Source organism: Methylomonas sp. (genome assembly GCF_023228165.1).
Lineage (GTDB): Bacteria > Pseudomonadota > Gammaproteobacteria > Methylococcales > Methylomonadaceae > Methylomonas.
In genome coordinates, this window is the sequence record NZ_JALOBS010000012.1 from 15271 (window position 1) to 38510 (window position 23240).

23 protein-coding genes are annotated in these 23240 nt (G+C 48.2%); 15 read left to right on the top strand and 8 right to left on the bottom strand.

Going from position 1 to position 23240, the window contains the following annotated elements; genetic code table 11:
• From M0R33_RS10535 to M0R33_RS10545, 3 genes are all read left to right on the top strand, one after another.
• Complete coding sequence (locus M0R33_RS10535; protein WP_292568542.1) at positions 1-588, top strand: phosphoheptose isomerase; 588 nt, start codon at positions 1-3, stop codon at positions 586-588.
• Between the two features lie 637 nt (positions 589-1225).
• Complete coding sequence (locus M0R33_RS10540) at positions 1226-3118, top strand: transketolase C-terminal domain-containing protein (protein WP_292568544.1); 1893 nt, start codon at positions 1226-1228, stop codon at positions 3116-3118.
• 280 nt (positions 3119-3398) lie between these two features.
• Complete coding sequence (locus M0R33_RS10545; RefSeq protein WP_292568546.1) at positions 3399-3887, top strand: carbohydrate-binding protein; 489 nt, start codon at positions 3399-3401, stop codon at positions 3885-3887.
• Between the two features lie 23 nt (positions 3888-3910).
• On the opposite strand, the gene M0R33_RS10550 is transcribed toward M0R33_RS10545, so the two are convergent.
• Positions 3911-4921, bottom strand: a complete 1011-nt coding sequence (locus M0R33_RS10550) for an asparaginase domain-containing protein (RefSeq protein WP_292568548.1) — start codon at positions 4919-4921, stop codon at positions 3911-3913.
• A gap of 45 nt (positions 4922-4966) precedes the next feature.
• Between M0R33_RS10550 and M0R33_RS10555 the strand changes: the two genes are divergently transcribed.
• The 6 genes from M0R33_RS10555 (at position 4967) to phoU (ending at position 12319) form a co-directional block, all read left to right on the top strand.
• Positions 4967-5461: a dihydrofolate reductase gene (locus M0R33_RS10555; protein WP_292568550.1), complete on the top strand. Its 495-nt coding sequence runs from the start codon at positions 4967-4969 to the stop codon at positions 5459-5461.
• Positions 5462-5589: 128 nt separating this feature from the next.
• On the top strand, positions 5590-6579 hold the full coding sequence (locus M0R33_RS10560; RefSeq protein WP_292568552.1) for a phosphate ABC transporter substrate-binding protein PstS family protein: 990 nt from the start codon (positions 5590-5592) through the stop codon (positions 6577-6579).
• Between the two features lie 206 nt (positions 6580-6785).
• The gene (locus M0R33_RS10565; RefSeq protein ID WP_292568554.1) at positions 6786-9065 is read left to right on the top strand and encodes an ABC transporter permease subunit; all 2280 of its coding nucleotides are present in this window, start codon (positions 6786-6788) and stop codon (positions 9063-9065) included.
• Positions 9062-10717, top strand: coding sequence for a phosphate ABC transporter permease PstA (gene pstA / locus M0R33_RS10570; protein ID WP_292568555.1), 1656 nt, complete (start codon positions 9062-9064; stop codon positions 10715-10717). The genes M0R33_RS10565 and pstA overlap by 4 nt, the downstream gene beginning before the upstream one ends.
• Positions 10718-10754: 37 nt before the next feature.
• A complete protein-coding gene (gene pstB, locus M0R33_RS10575; protein ID WP_292568557.1) occupies positions 10755-11588 on the top strand; it encodes a phosphate ABC transporter ATP-binding protein PstB in 834 nt (277 codons plus the stop codon).
• Between the two features lie 11 nt (positions 11589-11599).
• Positions 11600-12319: a phosphate signaling complex protein PhoU gene (gene phoU / locus M0R33_RS10580; protein ID WP_292568559.1), complete on the top strand. Its 720-nt coding sequence runs from the start codon at positions 11600-11602 to the stop codon at positions 12317-12319.
• Positions 12320-12401: 82 nt separating this feature from the next.
• On the opposite strand, the gene M0R33_RS10585 is transcribed toward phoU, so the two are convergent.
• Both M0R33_RS10585 and M0R33_RS10590 read right to left on the bottom strand, forming a co-directional pair.
• Complete coding sequence (locus M0R33_RS10585; RefSeq protein WP_292568561.1) at positions 12402-12716, bottom strand: chaperone modulator CbpM; 315 nt, start codon at positions 12714-12716, stop codon at positions 12402-12404.
• 3 nt (positions 12717-12719) lie between these two features.
• Positions 12720-13676, bottom strand: coding sequence for a DnaJ C-terminal domain-containing protein (locus M0R33_RS10590; RefSeq protein WP_292568563.1), 957 nt, complete (start codon positions 13674-13676; stop codon positions 12720-12722).
• Between the two features lie 112 nt (positions 13677-13788).
• Here M0R33_RS10590 and M0R33_RS10595 point away from each other — a divergent pair, with 112 nt between their 5' ends.
• The 5 genes from M0R33_RS10595 (at position 13789) to M0R33_RS10615 (ending at position 19152) form a co-directional block, all read left to right on the top strand.
• Positions 13789-14814 (top strand): hydrolase, encoded by a 1026-nt coding sequence (locus M0R33_RS10595; protein ID WP_292568565.1) that lies wholly within the window; start codon positions 13789-13791, stop codon positions 14812-14814.
• Between the two features lie 89 nt (positions 14815-14903).
• A complete protein-coding gene (gene glyQ, locus M0R33_RS10600) occupies positions 14904-15818 on the top strand; it encodes a glycine--tRNA ligase subunit alpha (RefSeq protein WP_292568567.1) in 915 nt (304 codons plus the stop codon).
• A 1-nt stretch (position 15819) separates the two neighbouring features.
• Complete coding sequence (gene glyS / locus M0R33_RS10605; RefSeq protein WP_292568569.1) at positions 15820-17889, top strand: glycine--tRNA ligase subunit beta; 2070 nt, start codon at positions 15820-15822, stop codon at positions 17887-17889.
• Positions 17886-18428: a D-glycero-beta-D-manno-heptose 1,7-bisphosphate 7-phosphatase gene (gene gmhB / locus M0R33_RS10610; RefSeq protein ID WP_292568571.1), complete on the top strand. Its 543-nt coding sequence runs from the start codon at positions 17886-17888 to the stop codon at positions 18426-18428. Before glyS ends, gmhB begins: the two co-directional genes overlap by 4 nt.
• Positions 18394-19152: a lysophospholipid acyltransferase family protein gene (locus M0R33_RS10615; protein ID WP_292568573.1), complete on the top strand. Its 759-nt coding sequence runs from the start codon at positions 18394-18396 to the stop codon at positions 19150-19152. The genes gmhB and M0R33_RS10615 overlap by 35 nt, the downstream gene beginning before the upstream one ends.
• A 389-nt stretch (positions 19153-19541) precedes the next feature.
• Here the strand turns inward: M0R33_RS10615 and M0R33_RS10620 are convergent, their stop codons facing one another.
• From M0R33_RS10620 to M0R33_RS10635, 4 genes are all read right to left on the bottom strand, one after another.
• On the bottom strand, positions 19542-19679 hold the full coding sequence (locus tag M0R33_RS10620) for a hypothetical protein (RefSeq protein WP_013821087.1): 138 nt from the start codon (positions 19677-19679) through the stop codon (positions 19542-19544).
• 188 nt (positions 19680-19867) lie between these two features.
• Positions 19868-20005, bottom strand: a complete 138-nt coding sequence (locus M0R33_RS10625; protein ID WP_013821086.1) for a hypothetical protein — start codon at positions 20003-20005, stop codon at positions 19868-19870.
• A 111-nt stretch (positions 20006-20116) separates the two neighbouring features.
• A complete protein-coding gene (locus M0R33_RS10630) occupies positions 20117-22024 on the bottom strand; it encodes a DCC1-like thiol-disulfide oxidoreductase family protein (RefSeq protein ID WP_292568579.1) in 1908 nt (635 codons plus the stop codon).
• Between the two features lie 137 nt (positions 22025-22161).
• Positions 22162-22290 carry a hypothetical protein gene (locus tag M0R33_RS10635; protein WP_013821084.1) on the bottom strand — a complete coding sequence of 43 codons (129 nt, stop codon included), beginning with the start codon at positions 22288-22290 and terminating at the stop codon, positions 22162-22164.
• A 211-nt stretch (positions 22291-22501) separates the two neighbouring features.
• On the opposite strand from M0R33_RS10635, the gene M0R33_RS10640 reads away from it, so the two are divergent.
• Positions 22502-22921, top strand: coding sequence for a hypothetical protein (locus M0R33_RS10640; protein WP_292568581.1), 420 nt, complete (start codon positions 22502-22504; stop codon positions 22919-22921).
• A gap of 62 nt (positions 22922-22983) precedes the next feature.
• Here the strand turns inward: M0R33_RS10640 and M0R33_RS10645 are convergent, their stop codons facing one another.
• On the bottom strand, positions 22984-23172 hold the full coding sequence (locus M0R33_RS10645; RefSeq protein ID WP_292568583.1) for a DUF2970 domain-containing protein: 189 nt from the start codon (positions 23170-23172) through the stop codon (positions 22984-22986).
• Positions 23173-23240: the final 68 nt, after the last annotated feature.

A 23240-nucleotide genomic window follows, 5' to 3' on the forward strand; every position in this document is an offset into this window, starting at 1 on the left:
ATGAGCTTACAAGACCGTATCATCAACCACTTTTCCGACAGCATACAGACCAAGCAGGATGCCATGGCCAGTCTATGCGAACTGATCGAGTTCGCTTCGCAAAAAATTGTCGAGGCACTGGTCAACGACAAAAAAGTGCTGACCTGCGGTAATGGTGGTTCCGCCGGGGACGCGCAGCATTTTTCTTCCGAAATGTTGAATCGCTTTGAACGCGAACGTCCCGCACTGCCGGCCATTGCTTTAAGCACCGACACATCGACCATCACCTCGATTGCCAACGACTATCATTTCGACGAAATTTTCGCCAAGCAATTGCGCGCCCTGGGGCAGGCCGGCGATATTTTATTGGTGTACACCACTAGCGGTAATTCCGCCAATATCCTCAAAGCCGTAAAGGTCGCTCACGATAGGGAAATGACTGTAATAGCGCTGAGCGGCAAGGATGGCGGTGCGTTGGCTGGCGCGCTTAACGAAGCCGATATAGAAATCCGGGTACCGTCCGGGTCCACCGCGCGGATTCAGGAAGTGCATCTACTCATCTCCCATTGTCTGTGCGATTTGATCGATCATCAGTTATTCGGCGGATAAGTGAGTTATCCAGGCCGGGATGGCGGATGGATGCTGCTAGGGTTTAATTTGATCGGGCAGTAACGATAGCTCAACAAATTAAATGCTATTTCTGCTTCATAACGCTTTAAACAATGAGTTGAGCGGCTTTGGCGTCGGTTAATCTTTGTAATTCAATTGGTTGTGTGAACAGTATGATATTAAAGTTATTGGTTATGGTATTTTTTCGAGAATATCCAGGTCTACGTTCGAATAGATTGAATTGAAATACATTTTTAATTTCACTCGGTATTGTTGCGATAAACGTAAACTACCAATACTGAGGCTACAAATTATCGCTTTATTTGAATACCAATTTTGGCGGCTCGCAATTAGGCTTTTCTTGTCAAGGCCTATTTCTGTACAAAATTAAGGGACTTTAAAAAAGCTTGCAAAGCGCGATTTAATGGGTGTAAGGTTGAGCCCAACGGCATGGAAAATTAATTTAAATTAGCGACTTATAAACAACGGCTTTTGTAAAAAAGCATCAATTATGTTGCTAATTGGCAAATTATTTTTACAAGGTTTTAATTGCCGTTGTAGTTTTATACAGGGGTAAAATGACGGCGCAATCTGATTGTGCGTCTATAACAATAATATATATACCAAGAGTTTGACTATGTCCCAATTTCCAATTGATCTCGGCGCTTATCAGCGCATCGCTTTAAACCCAAACAACCCAACTTTAACTGCCGAGCAAAGAGCCAGCCTCAAAGCCAATATCCAGCTTTGTCGCGACGCTATCGTATTTTTCACTGCCACGGGTGCTGCCCGTGGGGTGGGCGGACATACCGGCGGGCCTTACGATACGGTGCCTGAAGTTATGATCATGGATGCGTTATTCCGTGGTTCGGATGCGTTTGTACCGATATTTTTCGACGAAGCCGGGCATCGGGTGGCAACCCAATATTTGATGTCCACCTTGAACGGCGACCTGCCGGCCGAACGTCTGATGGAATACCGTGCCGCGCATTCTCATTTGCCTGGTCACCCCGAGTTGGGTTTTACGCCAGGCGTAAAATTCAGTTCCGGCCGTTTGGGCCACATGTGGCCGTATGTAAATGGCGTGGCAATCGCCAACCCCGGCAAGGTTTTATTTTGCCTGGGTTCCGACGGTTCGCAGCAGGAAGGTAACGATGCGGAAGCAGCCCGTCTGGCGGTGGCGCAAGGGTTGAATGTAAAACTGATTATCGACGATAACAATGTCACCATCGCCGGTCACCCCTCCGATTATTTAAAAGGTTGCAGTACCGCCAAAACGCTGGCGGGTCAAGGCGTCACCGTTTTGGAAGGCGACGGCGAAGATCTTGACGATTTATATAAACGTATTTGCACCGCGATTAATACGTCTGGCCCGGTAGCGGTCATCAACCATAGGCCGATGTGCCCAGGCATTGTCGGTCTCGAAGGTTCGACGCACGGCCATGACGTAGTATCTGTCAAAGTCGCGCTGGAATATCTGGAGTCGCATGGTCAACAAGCGGCGGCCGACCATCTAAGAACCGTGCAAGCGCCTAAAAACGACGCGGTATTTTTGGGTTCCAGCGATAAATGGGATGCCAACCGTAACGTGTTCGGCGACGCTTGCGTGGAAATCCTCGGCCGCATGAGTGATGCGGAAAGAATCGAAAAAGTGCGGGTGGTCGATAGTGATTTGGAAGGCTCTTGCGGCCTGATCAAAATTCACAAAGCCTTCCCGGAAGTATTCATATCCTCCGGTATCATGGAACGCGGCAATTTCGCGGCGGCGGCCGGTTTCGGCATGGAAGCGGGCAAACAAGGTATTTTCGGTACGTTCAGTGCGTTTTTGGAAATGTGTATTTCCGAAATCACCATGGCGCGCCTGAACAATTCCAATGTGCTGAGCCATTTCTCGCATTCCGGTATCGACGACATGGCGGACAACACCTGCCATTTCGGTTTAAACAATATGTTTGCCGACAATGGTTTGAGCGACGGTTACGATACCAATCTGTATTTCCCGGCCGATCCGCTGCAGATGAAAGCCTGTCTGGAAACCATTTTCTTCAATCCCGGTTTGCGCTTCGTGTTCTCAACCCGCTCCAAAGTGCCGACTATTCTGGATAGTAATGGCAACGAGTTCTTCGGCGGTGCTTATAAATTCGTATCCGGCAAGGATGAAGTGATTCGGGAAGGTAGCGCCGGTTATATCGTCAGCTTTGGTGAGGCCTTGTACCGCTCGCTGGATGCCGTGGAGCGCCTGAAAAAACAAGGTATCGATGTCGGCTTGATCAACAAACCGACACTTAACGTCATAGACGAAGATATGCTGGCCAAGATCGGTAAATCGCCCAAGGTGATGGTGGTTGAAGCCTTTAACCGCAAGACAGGTTTGGGTAGTCGAATGGGAAGCTGGTTGCTGGAGCGCGGCTATACGCCTAAATACGCGCATCTGGGTACGCATAAAGAAGGCTGCGGTGGTTTGTGGGAGCAATTCCCTCATCAAGGCATCGATCCCGAGGGCATCATGGCTAGCTTCTTAAAAGATTAACACCCTCCTTAATTTAGGGCACAGGACGTGCCCTTTCTTTTAGAGGATAATTTTATATCCAAGTTGGAATCGATTTTTCAATGAAGCTAAAGCTATGTCTACAATTATTTATGCCCTAACCGTACTTTACTTTTCGTATGTTATTTATGTTGTTCTTGGAGATAAGATAGGGGTTTTGATTAAATATAATTTCCCTAATTATTTATCCGGTTTATTAAAGTAACACCAATCCTCGGTAAATAGCTATATTATTTCCGAGGATTATTATTGTACGAGTAAAATGGAAAAACGCATCATCGGTAGTATTGAAACATCCACCCCGCTCACGGCGGAAAATTGGCGTGACCTGGACGCTCTCGCAAGCGTTGAAGTAAGCTCTGAAAATCCGGATCGTCCTATAGAAGCCGCATTGCTGCCGGGGTTTAAACAAGGCTGGCAAGCGGGCGGACCGGGTGAGCAAACCATTCGGTTGTTATTTGGGCAGGCGCAAAATATCCGCTGCGTGCAGCTCGATTTCTTGGAATCCGCTTTCAGTAGAACGCAAGAATATGTGTTGCGTATGTCTCAGGATCAGGGTGCCACTTTCAGAGACATCGTTCGGCAACAATGGAATTTCAGTCCCGACGGGGCGACTGCGGAATCCGAAATGCATTTAGTCGATATGGTTGGCGTAACGACTATTGAATTAATTATTAAGCCGGATATCGGCAATCCCTCGGCAGTGGCCACGTTAGAGAAAATACGAGTATACGAGTTATTTTCAAGTTAAATAGTCCGGCGAGGCTTTGCAAACTAAACCTGCTCCCAAGCTACATTCCAGTCAAGAAAATCATCGATTGCTTTTATGTCGGTAAAGCTCGCATAAGCCAGGCCAAGTTTGGCATAGGCGGCTTCAAGGGAATTATTCCAGATCATTTTGCCGCCGGAGGCAAGTATCTGTTGAGTTGAACTATAAGCTGCAGCGGATTTTATGGACGGCGCCATATAAAGCGGAATGCCGTTTTGCCGACAACGTTGGCAGAAAGCCAGTAGACTGTTGGCTTGGCCCCATTGTTGCGAGGCGCAAGCGGTACCGGAATGATAAAGGTCGTGCAATACGGCGTCGACATTTTCCAGATCAAAACATCGGTAATTTAGGCCAGGATAAGGCTTGATCAATAATATGTGCGCAAATCGATTTTTTAGGCCGGTTACCGGCGTATGTCTAGGCGGCAAATCATGCAAGACTGTAAAGCCGCCGTTCTCATAGCGTAGATAGGGTTTGGCTTGCACGCTAATAAAATCGCCGCTGAGAGGTAAGCAGCTGTTTAAGCGTGTGCCGATATGCACATGCATGGGTTGGCCTGGGTTTTGGTAAGGAACAAATAGCCCGGCTTGGCGCTGTTGGCGTATGAACGCCACGGCGCACATAAAATTGCGCAAGCCGTTAGCTTGCGGATTCCCCAAGGGATAATTACTAGATACCAGCAGCAGTGGAATTTTTAACGCATTGAAATAGATGCCCAAAGTCGCCGCGCTAAAAGCCAGCGTATCCGTGCCATGGGTGATTATGATGCCGTCGAATTGCGATAAATCCTGGCTTTCTATGGCCTCAATGATCTGTTGCCAAACACCCGGATGCAGATTTTCGCTGAGGATTTGTACCGGCTGCAGGCTGGTAAATTTAATTTGGTTGTGATCGCGATAATGTTGGCTGAACAGATGCAGCAATTGAAAACCGGCACCGGCATGGGTATCGATAGCGCCATGTTCGACTTGAGAGCCGATTGTGCCGCCTGTAAAGACTAGAAGGATATGTTTCATATAAAATGTACAGCCAAGTTAAGTCGCGCATAGTAATCACAAACCATGAAAATTTCACTGATCGTCGCCATGGCCAGTAATCGGGTCATCGGTCTGAATGGGGCGATGCCATGGCATTTGTCCGCGGATTTAAAGCGCTTCAAGCACATTACGCTGGGCTCGCCCATTTTGATGGGGCGTAAAACTTTTGAGGCCATCGGCAGGCCGTTGCCTGGCCGGGAAAATCTCATTATCAGCCGCAACAGGGATTATCACCAGCCCGGCTGCCGGGTTTTTGCCGATATTGAAAGTGCGTTGGAACAGCTACAAGCTGGTTCGGAACTATTTGTAATCGGCGGTGCGACGCTTTATGAAACGATGTTGCCGCAAGCGGATAATCTTTATTTAACCCTCATTGAACGCGAATTTGCCGGCGACACCTATTTCCCGGAGATAGATTATTCGGCCTGGCAGAGCTTGGAACGGGTCGAGGTGGCTGACGATCCGAGTGTGGATTTTTCGTATAGTTTTTTGACATTGACCAGACGAAACCGGGTTTAACGATAGCAAAAAGCCCCGGAGCGGCTTACAATTACTCATTGTCATAAAACTGTCATATTCGCTTCATACTATTGTCACGCTCAAAGGGCAGTATAGATTCTGGTTTTAAACATTGATTGAGAAATAATATGAAAAAAACATTTCAGCTGAAGTCACTCATCCTTGGATTTGGCTTTGCTTCTACAGCATTTATGGCAAGTGGCGTGGCGGCTGCGCCAGCTTCTGTTGACCCATCCTTGCCAGAATATGCGGCAGCTAGCGGCGTATCGGGCAACATTTCCAGTGTGGGTTCCGATACGTTGGCTAATTTAATGACATTGTGGGCTGAAGAGTTCGGCAAAGTATATCCAAATGTCAATATTCAAATTCAAGCAGCCGGTTCTTCGACCGCGCCACCGGCTCTGACCGAAGGGACTTCAAACCTGGGCCCGATGAGCCGCAAAATGAAAGACAACGAAATCGACGAGTTTGAAAGCAAATACGGCTACAAACCGACTGCAATTCCCGTTGCCATTGACGCCCTGGCTGTATTCGTAAACAAAGATAACCCTGTGAAAGGTTTGAGCATTCCACAAGTGGACGCCATCATGTCATCCACTCGTAAATGCGGTCATGCTACAGACATTACTACCTGGGGTGAAGCGGGGTTGACTGGCGGTTGGGCTGGTAAGCCCATTCAATTGTATGGCCGTAACTCTGTTTCCGGCACTTACGGTTTTTTCAAAGACGAAGCGTTGTGCAAAGGCGATTACAAAAGCAACGTTAACGAACAACCTGGTTCAGCTTCCGTCGTTCAAGCTGTAACCACATCCAACAATGGTATTGGCTACTCCGGTATCGGTTACACCACTTCCGGTGTCAGAGCAATTCCGTTGGCCGCCAAAGATGGCTCGCCTTTTGTCGACCCTACTCCAGAGAACGCAACTTCAGGTACATACCCGCTGTCTCGCTTCCTGTACGTTTATGTCAACAAAAAACCAAACGAACCATTGGCACCATTAGAAAAAGAATTCATCAAAATGGTACTGTCTAAAACCGGTCAACAAGTTGTTGTTAAAGACGGTTATATTCCACTACCGGCTAAAGCGGTTGAGAAAGCCTTAACACTGATTCAATAATCATCATTTACGGACGAGTGATACAGGGAATTAATAGCAAGGATGCTTTAAGGAATTAAAGTAAAATCAATAAATTAATTATAATGTTTGATTTTACGCCCGTTAATAAAGCCGATAAATTACCCTGGTGATTTGTCGGCTTTTTTATACTTAAAATCCTTGTAGTGTGATACAAGGACGCCACGTATTACTACTTATGTTTTGTTATGTCTGAAACTCAATCTTCCGCGGCGAAATCGACGCTGTTGCAGCTGTCATCAAGCGATGCTTATCAGCGTTGGCGGCTATTAAAAGATAAAATCGTGGCTCAAGCCGTTGTTATTGGCGGGTTGAGTATTATTCTGGCGATTGTTTTGATCTTTTTCTATCTACTTTATGTGGTATTTCCATTGTTACTGTCGTCGCATGCCGAATCGGTAAGCAGCTACGATGCGCCGGAACCCGCGATGGGCAGTACCGTGTTTTTGTCCATGGAGGAACAAAACGAAATTGGGGTTCGTTTTACCGATACGGGGAAAGCTGTTTTTTTTGCGGTTGCCGACGGACAGGTAAACCGGATAGTTGATTTGCCGATACCGGAAGGGGTGCGGATTACTAGTTATGCCCATGGTAGCGTCGATAAAGGCATTATCGTTTATGGTTTGTCCGATGGCAGGGTTTTAGTCGTCAGGCATGAATACAAATTATCCTATCCAGAAAGCAAGCGCTTAATAACCCCGACTATTTCGTATCCGTTCGGAACTGAGCCAACGGTAATCGACAACAGTGGGCAGGCGCTCAGCAAAGTCACGGTTAAGGTCGGTGATAAAAACACCAGCTTTTTAGCCAAAACAGCGGATAGCCGCTTGGTATTCGTCACCCTGGGCAAAAAGGAATCGATGTTCGATGACGAAGTCACTTGGGAGCGCACCGATGCCGTATTGGATATGACGGCCGGCGATGTGGATTTTATGCTGCTGGACAAGGAGTTTCGCAACCTTTATCTGGCTAGCCGTACCGGCGATTTGACCGTGGTGGATGTCACCGATAAAAGCGAGCCGGTCATCAAGCACAAAATCAACGTCATGAAGCAAGGTGGTGAAATCACCAGCATGGAATTTTTGAACGGCGATATTTCCGTATTGATTGGCGACAGCCGCGGCGAGTTGGCGCAATGGACTATTGTGCGCGACAAGCAAAATCATTACAGCGTGCAGAAGTTACGTTCGTTCAAGGTATCCGATGCGCCGATCATTACCATCAATCCCGAGCAGCGCCGTAAAGGCATGCTGGCGGTGGACGCCAATGGCGAAATGGGAATATACAACACCACGGCCGAGCGGGAATTAATCAAGGAAAAAGTGGCGGATTCAAAGCCGGTTGCCGTGACCCTGTCGCCGCGCGCCAATGCATTTTTGATGCAAACCGAGGACGGTAAAATACAGCATTGGAAAGTGGAAAATGAACATCCGGAGGTATCCTGGTCTTCGTTATGGCAAAAAGTCTGGTACGAAAGTTACCCCGAACCTGATTATGTATGGCAATCGTCCGCGGCCAGTAACGATTTCGAACCGAAAATGAGCTTGACACCGTTGGTGTTCGGCACCTTGAAAGCCTCGTTCTATGCCATGATAGTTGCTATTCCGTTGGCTTTGTTCGGAGCGATTTATACCGGTTATTTCATGGCGCCGAGTATGCGCCAGTATGTAAAACCCGGTATCGAAATCATGGGAGCATTACCCACCGTGATATTGGGTTTTCTGGCCGGGTTATGGCTGGCGCCCTTTGTGGAAGTGCACTTAACCGGCATCTTTGCGCTATTAATGTTTGTACCATTGGGTGTCATGATCTTTGCTTATGTTTGGCAATATGCGCCAAACGCGGTCCGTAATAACATTCCCGAAGGCTGGGATGTCATTGTGTTGGTGCCGGTCATTATCTTCAGCGGTTGGTTTGCATTCGAATTAAGTCCTGTTGTAGATGAGTATTGCTTTGGTGGTGATTTACGCACCTGGATGCGAACTGAATTCGGTATCGGCTACGACCAGCGCAACACCTTGGTGGTCGGTTTAGCCATGGGATTCGCCGTGATTCCGATGGTATTTTCAATTGCCGAGGACGCTATCTTTAGTGTGCCCAAACATTTGACAACGGGTTCCCTGGCTTTGGGGGCGACACCTTGGCAGACCTTGGCTAAAGTAGTGATTCTGACCGCTAGCCCGGGTATTTTCTCTGCGGTGATGATAGGCTTGGGCCGCGCCGTGGGTGAGACCATGATCGTATTAATGGCGACAGGCAACACACCGGTGATGGATATCAGTATTTTTCAAGGTTTGCGGACGCTATCCGCCAATATCGCCGTGGAAATGCCCGAGGCCGAAGTCAATAGTACGCATTATCGGGTGTTGTTTTTAGCGGCCTTGGTGCTGTTCATGTTTACGTTTATTGTCAATTCACTGGCTGAATTGGTACGTCAGAATCTGAGACAAAAATACAGTTCGTTATGATTAAAGCATGGTTTAAGAGCGGTTCCCCGTGGATCTGGATGACAGCTGGTGCGGTCAGCATTAATTTATTGCTTGTTGGGGGCCTGTTGGTATTGATTGCAATTCGAGGGTTGGGGCATTTTTGGCCAGCGAATATTGTGGAATATCAATACCAGAATCAACAAGGCCAGAACTCGGTCATCATCGGCGAGGAAGTTGATGAATCGTTGTTGCCTGAAGCTCAAGCCAGGGCGGCAGGGTTTGAGGTGTTGAACGGTGCCAAATATTTGCATCAGTATCTGGTGAAAACCGGCAACCGCGATATTCTGGGTAGCGATTTCCGCTGGATACAGGACCAATATATACGTCAAAAAAGTAACCCGCTAGATCTGATTGCCGTTGAGCGCAGGGAGTGGGGTAATTTTTACGGTCGTTTGCTGGCGGTAAAACAAAACGGCCAAGTTATAGCGGACGGTGAACAAGCTTGGCCCGTGGCGCAGGAAAAACTGGCTGAAGCCTTGGCCTTGTTTGATGAAATCGACAGTCTGCAGGATAAAGATGTAGGAGCGATTAATTACGATCTGGAACGCTTACGCTTGAAACAACGCGCCCTGGAATTGAAAAATCAATGGAACGGCACCAAAAGCCAGGAATTTGCTGCGCAAAAATTAGCCTATGAAGAGCAATATAAAGTCATCCAGGCACAACTGGGCAAGCTGAATCAGGAAATCAAGACTTACAGCATTATGGTCTCCGAGGCGGGGGGGCGGGAAATCAACATTCCACTGAATAGAGTGGTGAAGCTGACCCGCCCCAATGCCATGAGCGTACTGGATAAATCCATTGAGTACGTGAAAAACTTTAAATCCTTTATTACCGAGGATCCGCGCGAAGCCAATACCGAAGGCGGTATATTTCCGGCCATATTCGGTACGGTGTTAATGGTGATGCTAATGGCTGTGGTAGTGACTCCGTTTGGGGTGATCGCGGCGGTTTACCTGCGGGAATATGCCAAACAAGGCTTTATTACCCGTATCATCCGTATTGCGGTCAACAATCTGGCCGGGGTGCCGTCGATTGTTTACGGTGTGTTCGGCCTGGGCTTTTTTGTCTACATCATCGGCGGCAATATCGACAAGATATTTTTTCCAGAAGCGGCGCCCGCTCCGGTATTCGGCACGCCGGGTTTGTTATGGGCTTCCCTGACCCTGGCATTATTGACCCTGCCGGTGGTGATTGTTGCCACCGAGGAAGGCTTGTCCCGCATACCTAAATCGATTCGGGAAGGCAGTTTGGCCTTGGGTGCGACCAAAGCCGAAACCTTGTGGCGCACGGTATTGCCCATGGCCAGTCCGGCCATTATGACAGGCCTGATTTTGGCCGTGGCGCGCGCGGCTGGCGAGGTGGCGCCATTGATGTTGGTGGGCGTGGTTAAGCTGGCCCCGACGTTGCCGTTGGACGGCAACTTTCCCTATCTGCATTTAGACCGAAAATTCATGCACTTGGGCTTTCATATTTACGATGTGGGTTTTCAAAGTCCTAACGTCGAAGCGGCAAGGCCTTTGGTTTATGCAACGTCCTTGCTGTTGGTGATGGTGATCATTGGTTTGAACATGTTCGCAATCGCCATCCGCAACAATTTAAGAGAAAAATATCGCGCACTGGAAAATTAACGTTGTTCATCAACACGACACGTTTGGATTAAACACAATGACAACAGAAGCAAGAAAAACCCATGCCATTGATATCAATGCGCTGAATCGAGCCGACAAGTCCGGCCGCGACAAGTTTGATACCTGCATTTCGGTACAGGATTTGAATTTGTTTTACGGTAGCAAACAAGCGTTACACAAAGTCAGTATGGAAATGCCCCGTAAAAAGGTTACCGCTTATATCGGCCCCAGCGGTTGCGGCAAATCGACTTTATTGCGCTGCATTAACCGCATGAACGATCTGGTCGACGGGGTCACTATTCAGGGGAAACTGTTACTGGATGGGGAAGATATTTACGATAAAAACATTAATGTGGCCGCTTTGCGGCGGCGGGTGGGTATGGTGTTTCAAAAACCCAACCCATTTCCGAAAAGTATTTATGAAAATGTTGCTTACGGATTGCGCATACAAGGTATTAACGACAGACGGGTCTTGGATGAAATCGTCGAAAAATCCCTGCGGGGCGCCGCCTTGTGGGACGAAGCCAAAGATCGGTTGAACGACAACGCCTTAGGCATGTCGGGCGGTCAGCAGCAACGTCTGGTCATTGCCCGCGCCATCGCCATCGAGCCCGAGGTGATCCTGCTCGACGAACCGGCTTCGGCCTTGGACCCGATTTCCACCTTGAAAATCGAAGAATTGATAGACGAGCTCAAGGAAAAATATACTATCGTCATTGTTACCCACAATATGCAACAGGCAGCCCGGGTCTCGGATTACACTGCATTTATGTACATGGGCGAGCTGATCGAGTTTGGTGAAACCAGCGAGCTGTTTACCAATCCGTCAAAAAAACAAACCGAAGATTACATTACCGGGCGTTACGGTTAGGAGCATCATTCATGGATAACAGCATCATAAACCAACACATTTCCCGTCAGTTCAATAAGGAAATGGAAGACATCCGTAACAAGGTGTTGACCATGGGCGGACTGGTCGAACAACAGGTCGATTTAGCGACCAACGCCTTCATGAGTTATGACATGGAAAGTGCGGAAAAAGTGATCCAGCAGGACCAGTTGATCAACGCATTGGAAAAAGATATCGACCACGAATGTACTGAAATCATGGCCAAACGACAGCCGGCGGCGTTTGATTTGCGTATGTTGATCGCTACCATCAAGATCATTACCGATTTGGAGCGCATCGGCGATGAAGCAGCCCGTATCGCCAAAATGACCATGCGGATCGAGGCGGCCGATTATTATCAGGATAAGTACTACGAAATCGAGCATTTATTGGAGATGGTCAAGGAAATGCTCAATGGCGCGCTGGATGCCTATGCCCGTACCGATACCGAGGAAGTCATTGCCATCACCGCGCAAGATCACAAGGTAGACCGCGAATACACCAGTATTACCCGGCAGTTGATCACCCAGATGATGGAAGACCCGCGCAATATTACCCGGGCGTTGGATATGCTATGGACCGCTCGTGCCTTGGAGCGGATAGGCGATCATTCCTGTAACGTCTGCGAGCATGTTATCTATATGGTCCAAGGCAAGGATGTGCGCCATCTCACCCATGAAGAATTGGAAAAGACCGTCAACGAGGGGCGCTAACAGGGGAATCCATTCCTAAAGAATGGCCGCAAAAGGATTCGCGGCCAAAAACGTTCAGCCTAACCTTGCCGGTAACGGAGCTCTAAAACTCTGTTTTACCCGCTCTTAACAACTGGCGCCGTAAGTGATCGAGTTCTTCCTGCATATCAGCGACTAAGGCGGCCAGCTCGGGATGGGCTTCGAAGTTGCGTTCGATAGTTATCATGCGTTTGGCTCGGTTCAGTTCCATGGCGGTGAAACACCATTGATCAGATTCGCACTTAGTGGCGGACAATAAACCCTCCTCGATGTGCCGCATCACCCAGTCGGGTTCAACCGAGCACAGTGCCGCCAATTGCTCCACTGTCAGGTAAGTGTCTTCTATAACCGCGGTTAAGGTAATTTCGGTATGTGACATGATTTAACTCCGTGCGGCACGCGGGTCGAAGGCCAGTTCCTGCGCCATGCTTCGGTAAAGTTGTCGGGCTTTTTCAGTGTCGGCGGGCGGTAATACCACTTGAATATCCAGGAACAGATCCCCAGGAGGCCGGCTTGGAATACCCTTGCCGCCTAGACGCAGTTGCCGGCCGCTTTGAGTGCCTTCCGGTATCCGTACCTTCAGCTGGCCATCAATCAGATGGACATTCACCATCGCCCCCAGTGCGGCTTCCCAAGGCGTCACCGGTAAACCGAGATGCAGGTTGCGACCATCGATCCTGAATCTGGGGTGCGGGTTGAAACAGACCTCCAATAACAAATCTCCGGTTTTACCTTCGCCAAGTCCGGGAGCACCCTGACCGGCCAAACGAATGATTTGGCCTTCGTAAACGCCTTGGGGGATTTTAATATTGAGCAGCCGGTTTTCCAGCAGAACATGTCCCTGTGGATCCATGCGCGGCACGCGCAGGCCAATTTGTCTGGAAGCGCCTCTAAAGCTGTCCTCCAGATCCAGCATGACCTTCGCATGGTGATCTTCACCGCGGGCGCTAACCTTTCCCTGGCTGTAAAACCCGCCTTGCTTGCCCGTGCCGCCACGCATTTTGCCGAACAGTTCGGCAAAAAAGTCGCTAAACTCGGACGCTTCTCCGGCATTAAAGCCGCGACCGGAGAATTCAAAACCGGCATCCCAGTTAGGTGGCGGTTTAAACTCCTGCCCGGGTTTATAGCCACGGCCAAGTTGGTCATAAGCGGCGCGTTTTTCGACATCGGAGAGCACGGTATAGGCTTCATTGATCTCCTTCATCTTCGCTTCGGCATTCGCTTCCTTGGAGACGTCGGGATGATATTTGCGGGCCAGTTTGCGAAAGGCCTTTTTAATATCGGCCAGCGCGGCATCTTTTTTAACGCCCAAGACTTGATAATAATCCTTGTATTGCAATGATCCCCCTTGTGATTGCTGTCACGCCAGGTACTCTGGTTGGTTAAATCCGTTCGAATTTAAAAAATAGCATACATCATCAACTGATAAATTGTTGCCAGGAAAATAAGCCATGCCTATCACCCAACCTTGCTTTCGACCCGCATGGTGGTTAAACAACCCGCATTTACAAACCTTGTATCCGGCCTTGTTACGTAAAGTGCCGCCATTGCAGCGGAAACGGGAACGTTTATCAACCCCGGATGGCGATTTTATCGATCTGGATTGGTATGGGGAAAACCACGGCGTTATCGTGATATTACTGCATGGCTTGTCAGGCAGCTCGCAGTCGGGATACATCGTCGGTTTACAACGTAGCTTGCGGCAATGCGGTTATGCCAGTGTGGCGATGAACTTTCGCGGTTGTAGCGGCGAACCCAATCGTCTGGCGCGTTGTTATCATTCGGGCGAAACCGAGGATATCGATTTTGTCTATCAAACGCTAAGCCAGCGCTACCCGGAGACTGCGTTTGCCGCCGTAGGATTTTCATTAGGCGGCAACGTATTATTGAAGTGGTTGGGAGAGCAAGGCGATAACCTTAACTTATCCGCAGCCGTGGCGGTTTCGGCGCCTCTTTTGTTAAACGAGTGCGCCACTAAATTGGATAACGGTTTTTCCAGAATTTACCGCAAGCATTTATTGGATGAATTAAAGCGCTACATGCATGCAAAACAGCGGTATTTGCAGACAAGCGGTCGTGAGGCGGAAGCCGATAAATTGGCCCGGTTAGGCGATTTGGCGAACATTCAATCGTTTTGGCGATACGATGATCGGGTAGTGGCAAAATTACACGGTTTTAAAGATGTGCATGATTACTATCGCCGCTGCAGTTCCCGGCAATTTTTATCGGCGATTCGAGTGCCGACTTTGCTGATTCAAGCCGAAGACGATCCTTTTATGACCCCGGCGGTTCTGCCTAATGCCGATGAACTTGCGCCACTAGTTCAATTGGAAGTGTGCAGCGCGGGCGGTCATGTCGGGTTTGTAATTAGCCGAAACCGGTGTAGAGCCGATTATTGGCTGGAACAGCGGATCCCGCTGTTTCTAAGCAAATATCTACCGGATTCGGAGGGTTTCGTCCGGGGTGAGCAGGGGTAAGCTAACCCGGTATAGGCCTTGTCCAGCCAGCTTGGCCGAGCTTTTTCAGGTATAATCCCGCTATTTTTATTATTCAAGTGGCTCTCAGCGTGTCTACTAGCAAAAACGATGTCTCTACTTTTCAGGGCCTGATTTTGACCTTGCAGGAATACTGGTCGAATCAGGGATGTGTATTGTTGCAACCTTTGGATCAGGAAGTGGGCGCCGGTACGTTTCACCCCGCCACGTTTCTGCGCGCCATCGGTCCGGAGCCCTGGAATTCGGCTTATGTGCAGCCATCCCGCCGCCCAACCGACGGCCGTTATGGCGAAAATCCCAACCGCTTGCAGCATTACTATCAATTTCAGGTGGTGATGAAACCGTCACCCGCCGATATTCAGGAGTTGTACTTGGGTTCGTTGCGGCATTTGGGCTTGGACTTGCTGGAACACGATATCCGTTTCGTCGAAGATAACTGGGAATCGCCGACGCTGGGTGCCTGGGGTTTGGGCTGGGAAGTGTGGTTGAACGGCATGGAGGTCACCCAGTTTACCTATTTCCAACAAGTAGGCGGTTTGGAATGCAAGCCGGTCACCGGCGAGATCACTTACGGCCTGGAACGTATCGCCATGTATCTGCAAGGCGTGGCATCCGTGTTCGATTTAGTCTGGACTAGCGGCCCGCAAGGTGTGGTCACTTACGGCGATGTATTTCACCAAAACGAAGTGGAAATGTCGGAATTTAACTTTGATTTGGCGAATGTGGATTTTTTGTTTCAGTGCTTCGATACCTATGAACGCGAATGTCTGATGTTACTGGACAAAAACTTGCCGTTGCCGGCTTATGAAATGGTCTTGAAAGCTTCGCACTCGTTTAATTTGCTGGATGCGCGGCATGCGATTTCCGTTACCGAACGCCAACGTTTCATTTTGAGAGTGCGCAATATGGCCAAGTCGGTGGCCGAGGCTTATTACAATCGCCGGGAAGCGTTGGGCTTTCCTATTCTTGCCAGACAGGGAGCGTAACATGACCGCGACTAATCATTTGTTATTTGAACTGGGTTGCGAAGAGCTGCCGCCGAAATCACTGAAAAAACTCAGTCAGGCCTTGCTGGATAATGTCCTGGCCGGATTGAACGATGCAGGACTGAGCTACAATCAGGGGCGTGCCTATGCGACGCCGCGCCGTTTGGCGGTATTGATCAACGATCTGCAAACTTTTCAGGCCGACAAGGTCGTCGAGAAACGCGGCCCGGCGGTGATGGCGGCATTCGGCCCGGATGGCACGCCCAGCAAGGCCGCTCAGGGTTTTGCAGCCAGCTGCGGAGCAAGTTTCGAACAACTGGAAAAGCTGGAAACCGACAAGGGGGCTTGGTTGGTGTTTAAGCAGGCCGTCAAAGGTCAGTCGACTGCCGAATTGATCCCGGACATCATCCGCAAAAGCCTGAACAATCTGCCGATCGCCAAGCGCATGCGCTGGGGCAGTCTGGACAGCGAGTTTGTCCGGCCTGTACATTGGGCTGTACTGCTGTTCGGCGCGCAAGTCATTGATACCGAGATCCTGGGCATCAAAACCGGTCGTAGCACGCGCGGCCACCGTTTCCATGCGCCGCAGGCATTGGAGATTGCCAGCCCGCACGATTACTTGGGCACTCTAAGTTCGCAAAGCAAAGTCTTGGCCGATTTCGAAGAGCGCATGGCCATCATTCGGGATGCTGCCAATCAGGCCGCCGCCAATGTCGGCGGTGAAGCGCATATCGAAGAGGACTTACTGGAAGAAATTGCGGCGCTAAACGAATGGCCGGTACCGGTAGTGGGTAATTTCGATGCCCGTTTCCTGGAGTTGCCGAAGGAAGTGCTGATTACCACCATGCAGTCCAACCAAAAGTATTTTCCGGTTAAAAACGCCGAAGGCGGCCTGTTACCGCATTTTATTACCTTTGCCAATATCGAAAGTTCTAACCCGGTTTCGATTCAGCAAGGGAACGAGCGGGTGGTGTTGCCTCGTTTATCGGATGCCGAATTTTTCTGGAAACAAGATAGAAAGCAGGCATTGGCCGATCGCGTCGACAGTTTAAAAACCATTGTGTTCCAGAAAGACCTAGGTACTTTGTTTGATAAGACCGAACGAGTGGCCGGTCTGGCAGTGTTGATAGCTGAAAAATTGGATGCCGATATTGCGTTAGCCAAACGCGCGGCGCTGCTGGCCAAGACCGATCTGATGACCAACATGGTTGGCGAATTCGCCAATCTGCAAGGTACCATGGGCTTCTATTATGCGAGAGCGGATGGTGAGGATATAGCCGTAGCGAGGGCGCTGGAAGAGCAGTACTTTCCAAAACAATCCGGGGGCATGGTTCCTCAGGCTCAAATTAGCGTGGCGCTGGCGCTGGCTGAGAAAATCGATACGTTGGCCGGCATATTTAGCGCAGGTTTGATCCCTACCGGCGATAAGGATCCTTATGCCCTGCGTCGTGCTACCTTGGGTATCTTGCGGATTATCATTGAAAACGGCTTGCGGCTGGATGTAGTTGAATTGTTGGACGTGGCGTTGGACCAATTCAGCCACAGCTTTAACAAGACCGAAACCCGGCAAAAAGTGATCGGTTTCATCTTTGATCGTTTGAGAGGCTATTGCCTGGACCAAGGCTATAGTAGTGATGAATTCGAAGCGGTATTGGCCGCCAATCCAACTCAGCCGTTCGATTTTTGGCAGCGAATTCGAGCGGTTCAGTCATTTAGACAGTTACCGGAAGCGGAAAGCCTGGCGGCGGCAAATAAGCGCATCATCAACATTCTGAAAAAATCCGAACAAGCTGTTTCCAGCTCGATAGGCACATTGGTCGAAGCGGAAGAGAAAAATCTGTTGGCGGAAGCCGAGTCATCAGCCGCGGATATTCTGCCTTTATTGGCGGAGCAAAATTATCAGTTGGCGCTGAATCGCTTGGCGGAACTACGCGATAGCGTGGATGCGTTTTTCGATCATGTCATGGTGAACACCGATGACGTGGCGCTGCGTAACAGCCGTTTGGCTTTGTTGGCGATGTTGTCCAATCAATTTTTACAAATTGCCGATATTTCCAAACTGCAATCGTGACGGAGCGTTGGGTCATCCTGGATCGTGATGGTACGATCAATATCGATTCCGATGAGTTTGTTAAATCGCCCGACGAATGGCTGCCGTTACCCGGTAGCCTGGAAGCGATAGCCGAGCTCAATCGGCATGGCTTCAAAGTGGTCGTCATCACCAATCAATCGGGGTTGGCGAGAGGGTTGTTCGACTTGGCTGCGTTGTCAGCGATGCACGATAAAATGCAACGCATGCTGGCGGAGCTGGGTGGGCAAATTGAAGCCATTTATTTTTGCCCGCACGGGCCTAACGACCAATGCTCTTGCCGAAAACCCAAGGCGGGATTATTTAAGGCTTTTGCCAGAGACAAGCAGGTCGATTTGCAGGCGGTTTACGCAATTGGTGACTCATATCGCGACATAGAGGCCGCTCAAGCCGCGGGTGTCCGCCCTGTGTTGGTTAAAACCGGCAAAGGCCTGAAAACCTTAGAAAGCCATCCTCAGCTAAATTTACCCATATTTGATAACCTTTATGACGCAGCGCACTACATCGTCTCCAAAAGCTGATTTCAAAGTCTATTTGGGCTCGACTTTATTTTTTATCTACGTTTTATTTTCCACGCCGATTGTCGGTGTGGCAATCCTGGGCGGCTTTTTCCTGCCTTTTCCGATGAGATATAAATTTGCGGACATCTGGATCGATTGTCTGTTGTTCATGCTGAAATTATGTTGCGGCTTAAGCTACGAAGTTGAAGGATTGGAAAATGTCCCTAACGATCGGGCGGCCATTATTCTTAGCAAGCATCAGTCGGCTTGGGAGACGATTGCCTTGCGGCAAATTATTAGTCCGCAAACAGCGGTCCTAAAGAAGTCGCTATTACAAATTCCATTTGGCGGCTGGGCATTGGCAACCTTGAAACCGATAGCCATTGACCGCAGCAACCAGAAGGAGGCTTTGAAAATGTTGCTGGACCAGGGTGTTGAACGGTTACAGGAGGGGTTGTTTGTACTGATTTTTCCGGAAGGGACTCGGGTAGCGCCTGATGCATATAAAAAGTTTAATGCCGGGGGTGCCATGCTTGCAAATAAATCGGGTTTTCCGGTCATTCCTTTGGCCCACAATGCCGGTGAATTTTGGCCTCGTAACAGCTTTGTGAAATTCCCCGGGGTAATCAAGGTCAAAATCGGTCCTATGATTTCAACACTGAATAAAAGTACCAAGGATATTAATGCTGAGGCGGAAGCCTGGATTTCTCAGGCTATGCTGAGTATTGCAAAGGAATCCGGTTGAGAAATAGTTCTTGCGGGAGGGGGTATTGAAAGGAAATTATGAAAAATGAGAAGGCCCACCTAGGTGAGCATGAGCCTTACGTCTAAAAGTTAAAGCTGTACTGAAGTAGAGCTAGAAACTTTTTGTTTCGACGCGTCTGGATCGTCCATGCAACCGCTCAAGCCAACAATCATCAGGGTCATCGCTAAAAGAGATAATACTTTTTTCATAACATCCTCCAAATTAAATTTTTATTTTTGATTGTACTAAATATATTAAGCACGGTTATTTATAACACGGAATCCCACCCGCGTAAAAAAAGTATTTTTGGAAATAACAGCCTTTAACGCATAAGGCCCACGGATGTGGGCCTTACAAGGATTGAAGAGAATCCTGTTAACGCTATTGCTTTAGTTGACCCCGGAGCCTACTTGGTTAGGCGTGCCGTAATTTTTTGGTTTTGGATTGCCTTGATCCGGATCGTCCATGCAACCGCTCAAGCTGACAATCATCAGGCTCATCGCTAAAAGAGATAATATTTTTTTCATAACATCCTCCAAATAGGTATTTTTATAGTTTTGTTTGTACTCGATATATTAAGCACGGTAAGGCTTATATCACGGAAAACCGCGTGTGCAAAATAAATATAGGCTTGGAGGCGGGGGGGAGGAATGCATAAGGCCCACGGATGTGGGCCTTACAAGGATTTAAGAGAAATCCTGTCAACGCTATTACTTTAGTTGACTCCAGAGCCTACTTGGTTAGGTGTGCCGTAATTTTTTGGTTTTGGATTGCCTTGATCCGGGTCGTCCATGCAACCGCTCAAGCTGACAATCATAAGCGCCATAGCTAAGACAGAAAATACTTTTTTCATAACATCCTCCGAGTAAAATAAGGTTTTTATAATTTTGTGCACTTAAGTTAAGCACATAAAATTTATAGCATGACAAAAAGCCGCATGCAAGACCCAATTTAAATGTGATTTTCAAAGCAAGTCGATATCGGTGGGTAGATTGATTTTGAAATCTTTGCCGCTCCATTGAGCCGAGCCTATGGCTTGCCAATCGCCTGCCAGGTTTTTGTTTCTCAGATCCTTTTCCCAAGTGAAGGGTGCATCCGTTTTTTTCATTTTGATAATAAATCGGGTGCTTTCAAAGTCAAGATCAAGTTTTTTGCCCCAAAATGCAGTGAGTTTCATGATGAATTTTTTCAAGCGGAATTCATCGATATTAGGGGTGACTGCTATGTTGGCCCACATCGAATGGACTCTGCCCCAGTTGGGGGCCAACAGCCTGCCTTGTTGGTCGACAAAGGGTAGCCAGTGTTCGATGCCGTTTGCATCCAGATAGGTGATCGCCAGCAAGTGGTTGTAGCCTTCAAAGTGATCATGCAGATACAAGGCGTGTGGGGTAATACCTAGGAAAGTATGCGAGAGCATCATGACGGCATTGCTCATATCGGCCATGACGCTGGTGACAGGTGACTGGCGGGTGTCCACTTTTAGGCGGTACAGCAATCCATAATGCAAGCTGCTGTTCAATTGCAGCAAAATGATGACCAACAGCACTTTGCTGATTTTATCGGCATTGCGTTTTTGCTGCTTCGCTGTCCCGGCTTCAAAAATCCGTTCGTAGATCGTGGGCTGGAAAATGGCTCGGGGCTCTTTTATGCAGCTGACGTCGCAATTCAGGCGGGCACGATTATCGGCGATTCGGCGGTAATTTGAGCTAGCCAACGCATGGATCAACGGCAATTTGATAATCCAGCCAATCACCGCGGTGTAGCCCATGGCAATAAAAATTTGCGCATAGGTATCTACGCCCGCATAAAGTTTGTCGTCGCTGTCCAGTGCGTATAGATCGGTTAATAAGGTGCTGTCGTCTAGTTGATCAAGCACCGAATATTGGCGGGCATGAGCTTGGGCTGGTTTGAAGTCTATGGCGCGCAGGATGTCGAAATGATTCAAAATCAGCACGGTGCGATTACACAGCGGACACTGCTGGTCATAAAATACCGTCAGGATGGGTTGAGGTTTTGTTAGCCACTGACCTATTTGTCTATACCAGGAAAACGGCGTCATCAGCGTATAAAAAATCAACATGCCCATACCGAAGGGATAGATGTTTAAGGACAATGTGATACCCAGATGCAAGCCTATGCCGATCAAAAAATACAGCGGACGTAATAATCTGAAATGGAACAAAGGCAAAAAGCTGAACTGGAACACGATGATTGTGTAGCCAATCAGTTTTTGAAGCGGTTCGATGTTTAATAGCCATGACATATCCAGCGCGGAAATGTAATAAGGCATGGACGATGGCAGCCAAGCGCCAAGGCCGTTGCGCCAGTGCTCGGCAAACATTTTGTGGATGGCGGAGTCGAAATATAAGAAGCCCAGACAGATGACCACGGGCAAGTAATAAGCAAGTCTGGATACTTGCGCGATTGGATATTGGGAGTAATGAACAAAAGGCGCGGCCAATTTTTTTCTGAGCCCGTCAATGGCAAACGCTTTATCGGTAGGCATAAAAATCAGAAAAAAATTGGCTCCGATCATGAATAAATCAAATCCGCCGTCAAAATCGCGTTGCATGGGGGTGAAGTTGACGAAAACCAGCCAAAACACATAATTGGCGATACTGCTGGTCTGGCAGCGGTAGCCAATCATCAGGCAAAAGGCAATGGCTGCCCAAAGCCACAAAAAGAAAGTGATCATCGGAAACTCGACGTCCAGGTAGGGAATGGGGTCGAAAATCAGGTGGTTAAAATAAATCAGGAAAAGGATTTCCTGAAAGGTAATCAGACCGAACAGTAGTCTGAAGAGGCCGATACCGGTGGCGGGAGCTTGTTGCAGAAAAAAACTATTAATTTTGGATGCGAATAAGTGATACATCTATATTGGGCCAGACAAAAAATATACAAATTATAAGGTATTTTGCCTGGTGAGAAGCGTTTGGGCATAAAAAAGGCGGCCCCGGGAAACCGTGCCGCCTTTAATCAGAAAAACTAGGCTCCGAGAAGCAATCTAGCTTATTCTTCGTCTTTAGGCTCTTGGAACACCCATTTTACGAAGAAGTATCCTGCCGCGATAATCACTACCGCTCCAATCATACCTGATGGTTCTTTTAACATTTCTGTTAAGTCTAAGATCGCTCCCATGGGTGCCTCCTACCTTTTGTTTAGTTGTTATAAAAATTGCCAGCCAATCGGCCTTCGAGGTTAATATGTTACTTTAGCTGACTTTAAAGTCAAGCAATTGATAGCTATTTAAGAAAGATGTCGCCACAAATTGCCAATGCGTTTGTTTATGGTAGTATGAGCATTCCAACTGACTTTACAAGAATAAAAACAGTTAATAAGGGGATAGATTATGATTGGCGGTATTGTAATGGTTTTGACAGTGATATGGGTGTATCAGTCACTGATGAAAGCAAAGAAAAGTAATGTTTTGATGTGGGTTGCCGGCTGCGCTGTGTTGTTTTTTGCCTCCGAATTTATAGCCCAGATTTTTTGTATCGAAATTATCGATGCTCTCGGCGGTAAAGATATCGGTGCTGAATACGATCCGAGCCTTGTTGACGTAAGAGATCGAAAAACCAGTGAAGGTGTGGGCGGCTCCTTTATGCCGGTAATATGTGAATTATTGCCGTCGATATTAGCTTTTATACTGGTAGCAATCCTTCGTACGCAATTCATTTTGAAAGAGGCATTGACGCCCGCAAATCTGTTTAGCGGTGTTAAAGAGATGTTCGAAAGTATTAAAAACAGCTTTAAAACATCCGGCAACTAAGCTGTTGACAGCTTGAAAAAAGCCCAAGCTTTCTTGGGCTTTTTTTTGTAAAAAAACCGAGATCAACCGGTAACAAGCGATACTACCGATACAATTGCTAAAATAAATAACACTGTCCCAATCAATCCAACAATGATATAAGCAGGCAGCGAGCCATGCTTGAAATCCACTTCCCGATTTTTTTCGCTTTGTATGCCGATTGCGGCGGCAAACACGCTTTTTACAACATGCAGTAGATTGGGTTTGGACATGATTTCCTCAATTTCCAAGGTTTAAAAAACAATACGGCTGCTACAGCCCGTTCAGAATTAACTTCGAT

Bases quoted from the DNA above. Each gene is read 5' to 3' on its own strand.
- M0R33_RS10535 (WP_292568542.1), top strand. From the start codon at position 1: ATGAGCTTACAAGACCGTATCATCAACCACTTTTCCGACAGCATACAG.
- M0R33_RS10540 (WP_292568544.1), top strand. From the start codon at position 1,226: ATGTCCCAATTTCCAATTGATCTCGGCGCTTATCAGCGCATCGCTTTA.
- M0R33_RS10545 (WP_292568546.1), top strand. From the start codon at position 3,399: ATGGAAAAACGCATCATCGGTAGTATTGAAACATCCACCCCGCTCACG.
- M0R33_RS10550 (WP_292568548.1), bottom strand. From the start codon at position 4,921: ATGAAACATATCCTTCTAGTCTTTACAGGCGGCACAATCGGCTCTCAA.
- M0R33_RS10555 (WP_292568550.1), top strand. From the start codon at position 4,967: ATGAAAATTTCACTGATCGTCGCCATGGCCAGTAATCGGGTCATCGGT.
- M0R33_RS10560 (WP_292568552.1), top strand. From the start codon at position 5,590: ATGAAAAAAACATTTCAGCTGAAGTCACTCATCCTTGGATTTGGCTTT.
- M0R33_RS10565 (WP_292568554.1), top strand. From the start codon at position 6,786: ATGTCTGAAACTCAATCTTCCGCGGCGAAATCGACGCTGTTGCAGCTG.
- pstA (WP_292568555.1), top strand. From the start codon at position 9,062: ATGATTAAAGCATGGTTTAAGAGCGGTTCCCCGTGGATCTGGATGACA.
- pstB (WP_292568557.1), top strand. From the start codon at position 10,755: ATGACAACAGAAGCAAGAAAAACCCATGCCATTGATATCAATGCGCTG.
- phoU (WP_292568559.1), top strand. From the start codon at position 11,600: ATGGATAACAGCATCATAAACCAACACATTTCCCGTCAGTTCAATAAG.
- M0R33_RS10585 (WP_292568561.1), bottom strand. From the start codon at position 12,716: ATGTCACATACCGAAATTACCTTAACCGCGGTTATAGAAGACACTTAC.
- M0R33_RS10595 (WP_292568565.1), top strand. From the start codon at position 13,789: ATGCCTATCACCCAACCTTGCTTTCGACCCGCATGGTGGTTAAACAAC.
- glyS (WP_292568569.1), top strand. From the start codon at position 15,820: ATGACCGCGACTAATCATTTGTTATTTGAACTGGGTTGCGAAGAGCTG.
- M0R33_RS10615 (WP_292568573.1), top strand. From the start codon at position 18,394: ATGACGCAGCGCACTACATCGTCTCCAAAAGCTGATTTCAAAGTCTAT.
- M0R33_RS10620 (WP_013821087.1), bottom strand. From the start codon at position 19,679: ATGAAAAAAATATTATCTCTTTTAGCGATGAGCCTGATGATTGTCAGC.
- M0R33_RS10625 (WP_013821086.1), bottom strand. From the start codon at position 20,005: ATGAAAAAAGTATTTTCTGTCTTAGCTATGGCGCTTATGATTGTCAGC.
- M0R33_RS10630 (WP_292568579.1), bottom strand. From the start codon at position 22,024: ATGTATCACTTATTCGCATCCAAAATTAATAGTTTTTTTCTGCAACAA.
- M0R33_RS10635 (WP_013821084.1), bottom strand. From the start codon at position 22,290: ATGGGAGCGATCTTAGACTTAACAGAAATGTTAAAAGAACCATCAGGT.
- M0R33_RS10640 (WP_292568581.1), top strand. From the start codon at position 22,502: ATGATTGGCGGTATTGTAATGGTTTTGACAGTGATATGGGTGTATCAG.
- M0R33_RS10645 (WP_292568583.1), bottom strand. From the start codon at position 23,172: ATGTCCAAACCCAATCTACTGCATGTTGTAAAAAGCGTGTTTGCCGCC.